This window comes from Methanoregula sp., from assembly GCF_052325125.1.
Classification (GTDB): Archaea; Halobacteriota; Methanomicrobia; order Methanomicrobiales; family Methanospirillaceae; genus Methanoregula.
Genome location: NZ_JBKQWO010000045.1, coordinates 1 through 13,862 on the forward strand (window position 1 = coordinate 1; position 13,862 = coordinate 13,862).

At 52.1% G+C, this 13,862-nt stretch carries 11 protein-coding genes; 5 read left to right on the top strand and 6 right to left on the bottom strand.

Annotated elements, in window-relative coordinates:
• The first annotated feature begins 63 nt into the window (after window positions 1-63).
• The gene (locus tag ACLQMU_RS10075; RefSeq protein WP_443673690.1) at window positions 64-3,594 is read left to right on the top strand and encodes an AAA domain-containing protein; all 3,531 of its coding nucleotides are present in this window, start codon (window positions 64-66) and stop codon (window positions 3,592-3,594) included.
• 26 nt (window positions 3,595-3,620) lie between these two features.
• Here the strand turns inward: ACLQMU_RS10075 and ACLQMU_RS10080 are convergent, their stop codons facing one another.
• Genes ACLQMU_RS10080 through ACLQMU_RS10095 form a run of 4 tightly spaced genes read right to left on the bottom strand, consistent with a single transcriptional unit; the run spans window position 3,621 to window position 6,935 of the window.
• Window positions 3,621-4,013 (bottom strand): Zn-ribbon domain-containing OB-fold protein, encoded by a 393-nt coding sequence (locus ACLQMU_RS10080; RefSeq protein WP_424040286.1) that lies wholly within the window; start codon window positions 4,011-4,013, stop codon window positions 3,621-3,623.
• Window positions 4,014-4,015: 2 nt separating this feature from the next.
• Entirely contained in the window at window positions 4,016-5,182 is a 1,167-nt protein-coding gene (locus ACLQMU_RS10085; RefSeq protein ID WP_422148648.1) for a thiolase domain-containing protein, read from the bottom strand.
• Window positions 5,179-6,231, bottom strand: a complete 1,053-nt coding sequence (locus ACLQMU_RS10090) for a hydroxymethylglutaryl-CoA synthase (RefSeq protein WP_424040283.1) — start codon at window positions 6,229-6,231, stop codon at window positions 5,179-5,181. The genes ACLQMU_RS10085 and ACLQMU_RS10090 overlap by 4 nt, the downstream gene beginning before the upstream one ends.
• Window positions 6,225-6,935 (bottom strand): helix-turn-helix domain-containing protein, encoded by a 711-nt coding sequence (locus tag ACLQMU_RS10095; protein ID WP_422148646.1) that lies wholly within the window; start codon window positions 6,933-6,935, stop codon window positions 6,225-6,227. The genes ACLQMU_RS10090 and ACLQMU_RS10095 overlap by 7 nt, the downstream gene beginning before the upstream one ends.
• Window positions 6,936-7,071: 136 nt before the next feature.
• Between ACLQMU_RS10095 and ACLQMU_RS10100 the strand changes: the two genes are divergently transcribed.
• The 4 genes from ACLQMU_RS10100 (at window position 7,072) to ACLQMU_RS10115 (ending at window position 10,737) form a co-directional block, all read left to right on the top strand.
• Window positions 7,072-7,740: a DUF120 domain-containing protein gene (locus ACLQMU_RS10100; RefSeq protein WP_422148645.1), complete on the top strand. Its 669-nt coding sequence runs from the start codon at window positions 7,072-7,074 to the stop codon at window positions 7,738-7,740.
• Window positions 7,733-8,410 (top strand): 3,4-dihydroxy-2-butanone-4-phosphate synthase, encoded by a 678-nt coding sequence (gene ribB / locus ACLQMU_RS10105; protein WP_422148644.1) that lies wholly within the window; start codon window positions 7,733-7,735, stop codon window positions 8,408-8,410. Before ACLQMU_RS10100 ends, ribB begins: the two co-directional genes overlap by 8 nt.
• A gap of 330 nt (window positions 8,411-8,740) precedes the next feature.
• Entirely contained in the window at window positions 8,741-9,925 is a 1,185-nt protein-coding gene (locus ACLQMU_RS10110; protein ID WP_424040280.1) for a M24 family metallopeptidase, read from the top strand.
• A gap of 101 nt (window positions 9,926-10,026) precedes the next feature.
• A complete protein-coding gene (locus ACLQMU_RS10115; protein WP_422148642.1) occupies window positions 10,027-10,737 on the top strand; it encodes a sugar phosphate isomerase/epimerase family protein in 711 nt (236 codons plus the stop codon).
• 276 nt (window positions 10,738-11,013) lie between these two features.
• Here the strand turns inward: ACLQMU_RS10115 and ACLQMU_RS10120 are convergent, their stop codons facing one another.
• Both ACLQMU_RS10120 and ACLQMU_RS10125 read right to left on the bottom strand, forming a co-directional pair.
• A complete protein-coding gene (locus tag ACLQMU_RS10120) occupies window positions 11,014-11,514 on the bottom strand; it encodes a DUF350 domain-containing protein (protein ID WP_422148641.1) in 501 nt (166 codons plus the stop codon).
• Window positions 11,515-11,862: 348 nt separating this feature from the next.
• Window positions 11,863-13,155 carry a hypothetical protein gene (locus ACLQMU_RS10125; RefSeq protein WP_424040278.1) on the bottom strand — a complete coding sequence of 431 codons (1,293 nt, stop codon included), beginning with the start codon at window positions 13,153-13,155 and terminating at the stop codon, window positions 11,863-11,865.
• Between the last annotated feature and the right edge of the window lie 707 nt (window positions 13,156-13,862).

Here is a 13,862-nt window from a genome sequence, read left to right on the forward strand (position 1 = left end):
CGGCTCGCTAATCTTTTAGTTGTCTCCTTGCTTTTTGGACTCACAATCGAATGTAAGGAGACAATGTACCTTAGATCTTTCGGTCATTGGTACCGTCTGTTTTGGATAGGATTTCTACAGAGCAGAATAATCAAATCAATCGACGATGGCTATCCCATTCCAAAAACAATTGGATCACTATCTGTTCACGATACAATCCAACAAGATCAAGAAACGGCCGACGCTTGGAGATCAGTAGGGGAGGACCTCCTATTTCCGCTTCAGGCAAATGAGGAACAGAAAGAGATTGCTCGTAGATTGGCCAATGATTTTGGCGTAGTCGTTCAAGGTCCACCTGGAACAGGGAAGAGTCATACCATAGCTAATCTGATTTGCCACCTGCTTGCGAATGGGAAAAAGGTCTTGGTTACAAGTCAGACGGAAAAGGCACTTAACGTTTTAGCAGAGAAAATCCCCGAAGACATCCGTCCTTTATGTATTAACGTTGCCGGGGGGGATGTCGGATCATTAAGAGAACTTGAGCAATCAATTCGGAGTATATCTGAACAATTAGCAACAGATCCCACGGCAATTAAAACGGATATCCAGAGTCTTACCGAAGATCTTGACAGGACACGACGGAAGTTAGCTGAGTTAACGACAAAACTCCGGGATACCTCGGAGATTGAAGCAAACTATCGCTATAATTTTGAAGAAACTCAATTATCCCTCCCCGAAATTTCCAAATTTTTGCGAGAGAATGAAAATAAGACCTTCATTATAGAAGACTCGATTAGTCCCAGTGAAAAATGTCCATTAACTCAATCTGAATTTGAGCGACTATTGGAGTTGTTTGAAAATGAACAAGAAAATCAGCAAATAATCAAATTATATGATCTGGTAACCAAAATTCCCTCAATTGATGAAATTTCCTCAAAAATTGCCCAAAGTTTAGATTATCTAGAAATACTGCAGTCACGTGATCGGAGTTCTGTAGAGAACTGGGAGATATTTGAAAATCAGGAAATAGACTTTGACGGATTAATTAATATTATGGAGTCAGCTATTCAGGATCTGGACAGGATCCAGGCCCCATGGTTACTTACACTCATAGAACCGTGCTCAACAAATCAGGTGCTGAAAGATCATATAGAAAAAATAAATGAAGAACTTAAGAGTATTGTTCCTCGGTTCAATGAAAAAAGAAATGTAATCCATCTTCTGGAAATTCAGACTGCAATTCCGATTAATGATGAAAAGTCATATGAACAATTCTGTCGTGATTTTGATCCTTGGTACAAGTGTCTGAAAGAGAATGGATCTATAGGATTTTTTTCCAAACTCACCAATAAAAAATCATCTTATATCCTTGAAAAAAGCCGAATAAACAACACAGAAATCGATACGTTCGAAAAAGCTGAACTCTTACGGCATTACGCTGAGTATTGTATCTATCAATACAGACTGGAATATCTTTGGAAAATGCTCTCAAGTGAATATGGCGGATCCCCTCTCGATCTTACTAAGTTCGGTGATCATGCTGAATTATTGAAAAATATCGAGCATCTGAATACTATCCTGTCTTGGAATGAGAATGTTCTCGATCAAATAAATCCTCTCATGAATGTGTTTCGACCTTCTGAAAAAATTGATCTTTTTACGAAAGCAGGACTTATCAAGTTACGAAATAATGTTGAATTAATTTTTCTCTTGGAAAAATACAATGTCCTGATTAAGGAGATCGAGTCATTTGCTGATTTGCTTGATGAATACAATGAGTTGTTTGGATTGTTGGGCATACAACTCGATCGGGACTGCCTAACTTCGATCAAAATAGCCGACAGATTAAAAATTAAAAATTATCTTGGAGAGATCTATAGTTCATTTGATCAAGTTAAAAAATCTCAAGGAGAGTTCTTTGAATTATTATCTTTAAAGGAAGAACTTTCGACGAAATTTCCAATATTTATTCATAAACTTGAATCCGAAGTAGGTAATTGTAATCTGAAAAAGATATATCCAAATTTTCCGCTATCGTGGAGATGGAATCTTTTTCATCAGATTTATACTCAAACGCATCTTCTCTCAATCGATAAAATTGAAGAGGATATCGTGTTTTGGCAGCAAAAAGAACGCAAAAATCTTCAAAATCTTGTCGCTAAACGAACGTGGTATAATCGGATACTTCAAACTAGTAGAGACCAAAAGACCAGTCTCCAAGCTTGGCTTAAGGCGATTAAAAAAATTGGCAAAGGAACCGGTAAATTAGCTCCCCATTACAGAAAGACTGCCCAGAAAGAGATGGAGAATTGCAAGGGGGCAATTCCTGTTTGGATTATGCCTCTTCATCGAATAGTTGAAAATATTTCACTCAACCAAGAGGGAATGTTTGATGTAATCATTTTTGATGAGAGCAGTCAGAGTGATATCTTTGCGCTCTGTGCGCTATTCAGAGCTAAAAAAGCGGTCATTGTTGGTGATGACCAACAAATCAGTCCTTATGCTATTGGAACAGATAGCGTGAAAATTCTTGAGTTAAACAATCTTTATCTTAAAGGAATTCCGCATTCAGAATTATTCGATCTGAAAACCAGTCTCTACGATTATGGACAACTCATTTTTACCAGCAACCTGATGCTTAAAGAACATTTCAGGTGCGTCCCTGATATCATCCAGTTTAGTAATGATTTGTGTTATGGTGGAGAAATTATCCCTCTCCGCTTTCCGAAAAAAGAGGAAATTTTTGAACCGGCGGTTGTTTCTGTCAGGGTCAAGGATGGATATAAAGATGAGATGAAAAACATCAATATACCTGAATCCGAGGCAATCGTGGAGGAGATAGCCCAATGTTGTTCCGATCGTAGATATGATGGAATGACTATGGGAGTAATCTCACTGCTCGGTGAAAATCAGGCCAACCATATTCAGGATCTTTTACGAAAAAAAATTGGCGATGAGGAGTATTTTGCCAGAAAAATTGTATGTGGGGATGCGTATGCCTTCCAGGGAGATGAGCGCGATTTAATGTTCTTATCTCTTGTCGTTGCACCGAATGCCCGGTTCTCTGCATTGACAAAAGAAGACGATATTAGGCGGTTTAATGTTGCTGCGAGTAGGGGGAGAAACCGAATGTGGTTATTCCATTCGGTGGATTTGTCGGATTTAAGCCAAAATTGCGTCCGTTACAAGTTGCTCAGTTATTGTATTGATCCTGGCCGAGTGAAAAAAGACTTAAAACTGGTTGAACATTTATTTGAATCTGAATTTGAACGAGATGTTTTCAAACTAATTGAATCACAAGGTTACTCAATTTCTCCCCAAGTGCGTGTTGGGAAATACCGGATCGATCTTGTTATTGAGGGATTACGAAATCGACTTGCTATCGAATGTGATGGTGATAGTTGGCATGGAGTGGATCAATGGGACCGGGATTGGGAACGCCAGCAACAGCTAGAACGGGTTGGGTGGAAATTCTGCCGAATAAGGGCAAGCGAATATTATCGTGATCCTCACAGAGCGATCCAACCCGTTCTTAAAAAAATTGAAGAGATGGGTATTGAAAAGGGATTGGATTTAAAACAGAATGCCGATTCTGAAACATCTATAAAAAATTAGGCCCCACGCGTACGAAAAAATAAATTTTACTCCACCGGCACAAACTTCGTACCATAGTGGATGATGCCGCTCTCGCCATCGGTGGCGATCTTGCGGAACACGCTTTTTACCTTCATCCCGATCTTCGCCTGTGCCGGGTCCATAACGATCTGGGTGGTGATCTGCGGGCCCTCGTCGAGCTTCACAATTGCAAGAACGTAGGGGGTGAGCATCGAGTACTGCTCGGCCGCCGTGTGGATCACGGTGAAGGTGACGACCGTGCCTTCGCCCTTGAACTTGTGCTCGACAATCTTTCCTGCCCTTCGGCAATCGGGGCAGAAGGATCGTGGCGGGAAGAAGTGCCTGCCGCATTTCTCGCATTTCGTTCCCACCATGTTGTACCGCTGGGGCAGGTGTCTCCAGAAGCGTGCTACCGTCATGATCAGACCCTCCCAAGGATGTGGACCGCAACCGTCGCGCCGGTCCCGCCCACGTTATGCGTCATGCCGATCTTCGCGTTCTCGATCTGGCGTTTGCCGGCCGTGCCGCGGAGCTGCTGGACGATCTCGCAGACCTGCTTGATGCCGGTCGCACCGACCGGGTGGCCGCAGGACTTGAGTCCGCCGCTCGTGTTGACCGGGATCTTCCCGCCAAGAGCGGTCTCGCCGTCAGCGGTGAACTTGCCGGCCGTACCCTTCCTGCAGAAGCCGAGGTCCTCGATGGCGCAGATCTCTGCGATCGAGAAGCAGTCGTGCACCTCGACCATGTCAATGTCCGCATGGGTCAGGTGCGCCATCTTGAATGCACGCTGCCCTGCAGCAACCGTTGCGTCCAGCGTCGAAATGTCGCGCCGGTCGTGCAGCGCGATCGAGTCGCTGGCCTGAGCGGTCGCGAGCACTTTTATCGGCGTGTCCGTGAACTCCTTTGCCCGGTCGAGCGGCGCGACAATCACTGCCGCCGCCCCGTCCGTCACCGGCGAACAGTCAAAGAGCCGGAGGGGCTCTGCGACCATCGTCGATTTCAGCACGGTATCGAGCGTGATCTCGCTCTGGAACTGTGCGATGGGATTCCGCGCCCCGTTGTAGTGGTTCTTCACCGCAACCTGTGCCAGCTGCTCGCGGGTCATGTGGTACTTGTGGATGTAGTCCTGTGCGATCATCGCGTACAGGCCCGGGAATGTGGCGCCCATGAAGCCTTCCCATTCACGGTCGGCCGCGCCGGTCAGCGTATCGGTGCTTTCGTCCGAACCGACATCGGTCATCTTCTCGACGCCGGCCGCGACCACGATATCCTCCATGCCGCTTGCGACCGCGATCACGGCCTGCCGGAATGCAAGGCCTCCCGATGCGCATGCCGCCTCGACACGGGTCGAGGGGATGTGACGGGTCGCCATGCCGGCGTAGTCGGCGATGAGCGCACCGATGTGCTCCTGCCCGATGAACCGTCCGGCACTCATGTTCCCGACGTACATGGCGTCGATCTTCTCGCCCGAGAGCTGTGCGTCCTCGAGGGCAAGCGTCCCTGCCTCGACAAAGATGTCGCGGAACGAGCTCTCCCACTTCTCGCCGAACTTCGTGCACCCGATCCCGATTACTGCGACGTCTCTCATGATTGCATCACGATCTTTCCCTTGTGTTTTGCGTACCGTGCATAGTCCAGGTAGATGGGGTCTTTGAGGAGTTGCATCACCGAAGGTGCCGCATCGCGGTGGAACGCGTCGGACGTGATCGCGTCGGTTACCGTGATGTCAAAGGCGTCGCTGCCGGCGCCTGACCCGAACGAGCAGACAAATATCTTGTCGCCCGGCTTTGCGATATCCAGCGTTGCCGCAAGGCCGATAGGCGATGCGCCCGAGTAGGTGTTCCCGAGCCAGGGTACGACAAGGCCCGGCTTGATCTGTTCGGCGGAAAAACCGAGGTCCTTTGCCACTTTCTGCGGGAACTTCGCGTTGGGCTGGTGGAAGACCGCGAAGTCGTAGTCCTTTGCGGCCTTGTGCATCTGCTCGAAGAGCAGCATGCTTGCGCCCTTCACGTGCTTGAAGTACCCGGGGTCGCCCGTGAACCGGCCGCCGTGCCGGGGGTAATCCTGCCCCTCGCGGCGCCAGAAGTCCGGCGTGTCCGTGGTAAACGAGCAGGTATGGTTGATGGTTGCAATCGGGTCGTTGTTCCCGATCACGTACGCTGCACCGCCGGCCGCTGCCGTGTATTCGAGTGCGTCGCTCGGTGCACCCTGCGAGACATCGGAGCCAATCGCAAGCCCGTACGGGATCATGCCGCTTTTCACGAGACCCATGCAGGTCTGGATCGCGGCGGTTCCCGCTTTGCAGGCAAACTCGTAGTCGGCCGCGGTCATGTGGGGCGTCGCGCCGATCGCTTCCCCGACCGTGCAGGCTGTAGGCTTGACCGCGTAGGGGTGCGACTCGCTGCCCACGTAAACGGCGCCGATCTGCCCGGGGTCGACGTTCCTGCGTTTCAGGGCATTCCGCGCTGCTTCGACCGCAATCGTTGCGGCGTCCTCATCGAGATCGGGGACGGACTTTTCAAAAACACCCAGTCCTCCTGTGATGTCGGAGGCATTTGCGCCCCAGACTTTGGTGATCTCCTCAACTTTGATACGGTATCTCGGTATGTATGCACCGTAGGTAATGATGCCTACCATTCTTTTTCCCTCAGTGTACTCACGATTTTGTCAATCTCCATCTCTGTGCAGAGCACCGTGATATGGTCCCGGTCCGCCATCTTGGCGACGAACGGGTGGACGTTCTCCGCGTCGATCCCCTGGAGGATCACGCACCGCGGCTTGAATGCCGTGACCCGGATCGCCACCATCGGCGACTTGCCGGTCGAGACGTTCGTGAAGATGAGCGCCCGTTCGGTGCTCCAGCCATAGATGCGGTTGAACTCCTCAGCAGAGAGCTGGAGGATCGCATTGAGGCTGTTGATCACAGTGTGGCCGAAGATGGTCTGGTCCAGTGGCCCGCAGAGCAGTGTGCACCCGATCGATTCGGTGAACGCACCGAGGCTGACCGGGTTCGTGTACTCGTGGATATCAAGGATCACGTCATCATCGATGCCTGAAAAGAGCATGGAGGAAAATTTGTGAATGTGTCTTCCGTCGCCTTCCTCATCAATGGAGAGGATGGCGTCGACGATCTTGCCGACCACGGCGGTTCCGGGGCTCTTTCTCCTGCCGCTCTCGTAATCGCTGATCACGGAGGGGGAGACACCCAGGCGGTCCGAGAGGACGCCCGGCGCAATTTCAAAGTTCTGGCGCCACTTTTTGAGTGCAAGCCCCGGTGAGTCCGACAGCGTAATCTCACCCGCCATCTTCTCGGCGAGCTGGTTCCGCAATCCGGATTTCATGCTCAGGTAGATTGACCCGGCCTGTTAAATAACTAACGAACGTTATTTCGACAACAAACGAACCACGACGGAATCCTGGAGGGCTGATGGGGAGGAAAGCAATCCATAAATAGTAAGCATCTCAATTTTGATAAGCATGGTGCTGGCCGAAGATCTCGAATGCCTCAAGGCGATCGCCCTCATGGGCGGATGCCGCGGGCCGGTGTTTGTCTCATCGCAGACGCTTGCGGAGGTGCTGGAGGCAAGCCCGCAGACGGCGTCCCGCCGGCTCAAGGCGCTTGAGAGCCAGCGGCTGATCACCCGGACCTTAAACCCGGACGGCCAGCACATCACGATCACAAAGGAGGGGGAAGAAGAGCTCCGGCGTGAATACGCGGAGTACTGCCGGCTCTTCGCGCACGAAGGAGGGCACTACGTGCTCTCGGGCGTTGTGGTGAACGGTCTTGGCGAAGGCCGGTACTACATGAGCCTCGAGCCGTACAGGAAACAGTTCCTCCGGCACCTCGGCTTCGAACCCTATCCCGGGACGCTCAACCTGCGCCTCGCCGGATCCGATATCCCGACCCGGAAGAAACTTGAGGCCCTGACCTGGATTCCGATCCACGGGTTCTCCGCGGACGGCCGGACGTTCGGGGAAGTCCGCTGCCTGCCCTGCCGAATTAACGATATCCCGTGCGGGATCGTGGTGCCCGGCCGGAGCCATTATCCCGAGGATATCATCGAGGTGATCGCGGCAGTGGGGCTCCGCGATGCCCTGGGTGCCAGAGAGAACGACCGGGTAAATGTCGAGGTGGCATATGATTGACGATGCGATAGCAGCACTACGGGACGGCAGGTTTATCCTGCTGTACGATTTTGACGATCGGGAAGGCGAGACGGATTTTGCGATCAGATCGGATGCGGTGACACCCCGCCACATCCTCCGGATGAGAAAAGATGGCGGCGGGCTGATCTGCACGGCGGTCGATCCGGTTGCCGCACAACGGCTCGGTCTCCCGTTTGCAAGCGATGTGCTCCAGGGAACGAAGGTCGCCGAGCAGCAGGGCGACATCCCCTACGACCGCAAAAACCACTCCTCGTTCTCGCTCTGGGTCAACCACAAGAACACGTTCACCGGCATCACGGACCGGGACCGGGCGCTCACGATCACCGAGATTGCCGGGCAGGTAAAAAAATCGCTCAACGGCGGGGGCGCACACTTTTCCGAGCACTTCCGCACACCGGGCCACTGCGCCCTCCTGCGTGCAGCTGATGACCTGCTCGACCAGCGGCGCGGCCAGACGGAGCTCTCGGTCGCGCTCGCCAGGATGGCCGGTGTCACGCCATCCATCACGATCTGCGAGATGCTGGACGATGAGTCCGGCTATGCCCTCCCCAAAGCCGGGGCAAAAGCATACGCAAAGAAGCACGGCTTCGTCTTTGTCGAGGGTCGCGAGGTACTGGACCGGTGGGAAGCGGACAAGAAACAGAAATAACCTTTTTGCCCCTCATCTTCTGGATCTCAATCCATGTTTTTTGTCCCTCTGATGCATCTCGTCCTTCTGAAAGGTAACAATGGGTGCCGCCACCCCCGAAGGAATGTTCCCGCCGCGGATCGATAACTAAAGCATTACGAAAAATACTCCCTGCCCTGCCGTGCTTCGGAAAGGCCCTGAGGCGGGGTACCCTCCCATTTTCGTTTTTACAAGCGCTATTCTCTTGTCTTTTGATGGTTTTTTCTCGTTCCCGGTTTTTAAATCCCCGGCTGCCGTCCCGCAATTCACTAGCGATAAATAGCTTGGTCGGCCAATTTTATTCGCACGATCATGAAAGTCCCATCCAGTGAACTCAGGGAGAGAATGGCCTGCTTCAGGGAACGGATGGATCGTGACCACCCGGACTGGGAGGTTGCAGCCATCTCGGAAAAGATCAACATCTATTATTTCACCGGCACCATCCAGGACGGCCTGCTCCTTATCCTGAGGAACGGCGATGCCGTATTCTGGGTCCGGAAAAGCTTTGACCGGGCAGTTGCCGAATCAGAATTTCCGGATATCCGTAAGATGACGAGCTACCGGGATGCGGCTGCCGTTACCGGCCAATTAAAAAAACCGGTGTACCTGGAACTCGATTCGGTTCCGCTTGCCCAGTACGGCCGCATGCAGAAACATTTTTCCTTTACCCGTGCACTGGCACTCGACGCACAAGTCGCCACCGTCCGGTCGGTGAAAAGCTCGTACGAACTTTCGCTTATGGAGCGGGCCGGCGCCATCCACCGGCATGTCCTTGAGGACTGCGTTCCCGACCTTTTGCAGGAAGGGATCGATGAAGTCACGCTTGCCACTGATCTTTATTCAGTCATGGTAAAGGAAGGCCACCAGGGTATCATCCGGTTTGGCATGTTCAACGAAATGCTTCTCGGCCAGATCGGATTCGGGACGAGCTCGATTGCGCCCATCTGCGTTGACACTCCCGGGGGAGTTTCCGGGCTTCACCCGTCAGCCCCGATGATGGGGAGCAGGGAGAGAAAACTCAAAAAAGGGGATCTTGTCGTCATCGATATCGGGTGCGGTGTCGAGGGATACCAGACCGACAAGACCATGACCTACATGTTCGGGAGACCCCTCCCGGATGCGGCCATCCGGGTCCATGAGCAGTGCGTCGCTGTGCAGGACCAGGTAGCGGCACTCTTAAAACCGGGGGCAATCCCTTCCGGGATCTATGCCTCGGTTATTGAAGGGCTCAGCCCGGAATTTTTAAACGGTTTCATGGGGTACGGGCGGCACACGGTGAAGTTTCTCGGCCACGGGATTGGGCTGTGGATTGACGAGATACCGGTGATCGCGAAAGGGTTCGACGAGCCGCTGCAGGAAGGGATGGTCTTTGCGATTGAGCCAAAGAAAGGGATCCGGGATGTCGGGCTCGTGGGCATCGAAAATACCTTTGCCGTGACGCCCCGGGGCGGAAGGTCTCTTACCGGGAAAAATCCCGGGTTGATCCCGGTATATTGAACACCCCCGTGGCTGCATTGCCGCTTGACGGGAGGGGGTACCGCCGCGGTCTCCCTCTTGTAATCCATACTTATTTATTCAGACTCGCGCTACCGCTCATCATGATCGGCATCTCGACCTACTGCCTCATTGACGAGCCGCTTCCGGTTGCGCTGGACCGGCTGTCCGGCTTCACCGGCCTCATCGAGGTTATGGACGAGGGCCCCCACTTCATTGACCGCCCGGAACTTTTCGAGAGTTACTCCGCTGACTTTATCCTCCATGCCCCGTACCACGGGATGAATATTGCCTGCCTCTTCGAAGCCGTCCGCAGGGCGAGCGTCGAGGTGATGACCGACTGTTTCCGGCAGGCCGCGAAGATCGGTGCCGCTGTTGTCCTTCACCCGGGCTACTATGCCTGGGAGCAAGAGCGGGAGCAGGCCGACCGGCAGTTTGGAAAATCCCTTGCCGAGCTCTCCCGCGCCGCACGCGAGCTCTCGGTCGTGTTCTCGTTCGAGAACATGGGGGACATGAATTTTTTTAACCTTCGGACCCCGAAAGACCTCGCGATCATTGACGGTACCGGGTTCACGCTCGATGTCGGGCATGCGAACCTCAACCGGTGCCTGCCGGAATTTCTTAAAACGAAGTTCTGCCACATGCACATCCACGATAATAACGGGAAACGGGACACCCATAGTGCCGTTGGAGAAGGGGAAATTGATTTTCGCCCGGTGATGACCGCGATGAGAAGGAAGCACGCAACCGCGGTCATCGAAGTGAAACGCTTTGACGGCGCTGTTGCGAGCCTGCGGGCGCTCGAAGGGATGTAAGGAGTTTACCCGGTCGCTGCCAGTCCATTACCGTTCAGAGGGGAGATCGGGCGGGTACATTATCCGGGGCCGGGAAGTTGACCCCCTTGAGCGAGGGAGAATACGGGATATCCTGAAATTATCAGCCCATGACCCGGACTAATTTAAAAAAATTACCGGAACTGAATCTTCGCCCCGCACTCATTTTATCGGGTTTATTGTTTTTGGTATGAACGTTACTGGTTTATGCACCGTTCCAAAGAAAATCCAAAAAAAAAGAAAATTAACAGGGGCGCATCAGGCCAGTGCTGCTGTGATACCTGCAACACCTGACTGGATGATCAGGGCAACTGCGATGATGACACCGGCCATTTCAAGAGCAACCGCGACATTGCCTTTTTTAAGCTCCTCAAACTCCCTGATTTCCTTGGTGAGCTTGTCGAGGATGCTTAAGGCCAGGTAGATGGCACCAATCGCAAGGAGAACGCCCAGCACCAGCTGGATGATCGCAACGACGATCACGATCAGGCCGTCAACTGATGTAAATCCAAGTACCGAAGCCTTGCTGATGCCAACCGATATTCCGGCAACGCCGGACTGGACAACAATACCGATTGCGACAAAGATTGCGGCAACAACAATACCAAATGCAACATTGCCCTTTGCAAGTTCCTTCTGCTCTTCAACTTCTTTGGTGACCTTACCAAAGACATAGAATCCGATATACAGTGCAATCACGGCAAAGATGACCGCGATGATCAACTGGATAATTCCAACACCTACTGTCAAAAGATTCACAATCACACCTCATTTTTTAATAATGGATTGTAGGTTACGCGGCACATAAATATATCTACAGCAGGAGGCTATGAGATTTCGGATTTTACGGTATTTCTTTCATTCAAAAAATGAGTGTGCAGGGGGGGTCGTCAGTGTGGGTCTGTTAATAGAAAAAGGCTTTTTGAGTTTATCGGTGAAACTTAATAAAAAACTCTGCTGAATTGAGATTGAAACTCCTTTAGTTAATTCACCACCAACAGTGTATGATTTTGAAAAATGACAAGAATTCCCATTCCCTGATGGGAGCCAAAAAGGCTGCCTCGTCTGGGTCTCGCCAGGAGAGGGAGGGTCGCTCTTAAAGTAACATTAGTTCCCCCGGGGATATTCATCGATTTTAGTCAGGATGACTTTTCCATCGAGGCTGATGATCGTGACATTGCCGCCGGCCGCAGAATCGATCATCGCACCGTTGGGCACTCCCATCATGTGCTCTTCGTTCGAATTGTACACTGCGAGGAACTGGACGCCGGCCTGGTCGTACACCCGGCAGATCCCGTCCGGTGCGCAATCGATGATCGAGCCATAGGGCACCTCGTTGTCCTGCGTGGAGGTGCCGGGCGGCACGATCGTCCATTCCCCTGCAAGGAGAACCGGGGCCATGGTCTCGTTTGTCGCAAGGGTGGGCAACGCAAGCGCGGACCAGTTGATGTAGTTCCCGGGGCCCGGCTGTGCGGGCAGCGGCGCGATCACGTCGGCATAGATCGTCGCACCGGCCTGAAGACTCTGGTTCCCGGAGTTGACGGCGACAAAATATTTTCCGGTATTGAGACGAGACGTATCGACTGTGCCGTAGTAATGGTTGATCCCCACGGGACCCGCGGTGACAACGGCAGATCCTTCGGCGGATTCATGTGAGAAGTCGTAATTTTTGGACGTCGGGTGGAAGCTGACCGTCCCGACCCCGATGGAGAGCGGGGTCCCGGCCGGCAGGCTGGTATTCCCGGAAACAGTCATGGTGCCCGGGGACCCCGGCGGAATCGGCGTAATATCGAGAGTGGCATCGATCCCGTTGAGGAAGGTGATGATACACGAGTTGTTCGTGCCGGGGGATTCGATGGCCTGGCCGAGAAAATCCTCCTGTGTCGTGGGATAGTACTGCTTATCGTTGACCTCGGTAAGGATCCGGGCCGGTATCACGGACGAACCAACCACGTGGCCGGAGGCAGGGTCCAGGTTCACCGCAAACTGATCGGGTGGAGACGGGTACTGGGCTACGATCGCTGAGGTAAAATTACGGGAGAGTGCTGAGGTCACACCGGAATCGAGCGTGATCCGGAAGGTCCCGTCCGGCATAACAGGTTCGAGTATGGTCGAGATGCTGCCGTTCAGCAGCCAGACCTGCACCATCGTTATTGCCCGGTTGGGCACCGTGCCGGTGACGGTGAAGGGCTCGCCCCGCAGGACGTTCAGGCTCCCGTGGTCGCTGAACGTCGGGACCGGACTGACTGTTGCGGTCGCAACGCCGGCCTGGGGTGATGCCGCCGGAGCGGCTGCAAGCGGAGTTGTGTTGGATGATGGCCATGCGGTGATACAGCCTGCGGAAACAATGAGGAGAATGGCAAGCAGGAGGAGAGAATATCGGCGATCCAAACAGGTCATGATTTTTTCCTGACCCTGTGTGAAACCGGGGTCAGGCAACTGTTGATTCAGGAGCTCATAACAGTTATGAGCCAATCCTCTACGTATCGGCTTGTCGTTTGTGCATTCCCGGGAAAAACGAGGATTCCCACCCCCTTCGGGGGTCGCTCGGCCGCCTCGTCGGGGCCTCGCTGGGCGAGGGCGGTGTACCGGGATTCTTCTCTTACCCATCTTCAGGAGCGCCTATGTTATCGTGAATCTGTTTTGTTATGAGAGAATAAGTGAGACAAAACCGGAATTAATGATAGTGTGTCCTTATATCGTGGGTTAATATAGAACCGATCGGGCTTCGCTCGATTTAGAATTTCAAGAATCGTATCGATAGGGTAATGAGTTCTATCAAAGATCCCAATAAAATATTCAGGGAATTGATATTTTTTATAGATGACACTCAAATCAGATGCCCCAAAAATATCTGAAAGGCCGATTGAATAGGTTTTATCTACAATAATCAACGTTGGAGAATTAAATTGAGGCTCACAAATCTTGAAATGGTGTTCATATTCCTTGAAAATTTTGTCAAAAATACTATTTTGTCCTAATTTTTGCTCTGTAGAAATCCTATCCAAAACAGACGGTACCAATGACCGAAAGATCTAAGGTACATTGTCTCCTTACATTCGATTGTGAGTCCAAAAAGCAAGGAGACAACTAAAAGATTAGCGAGC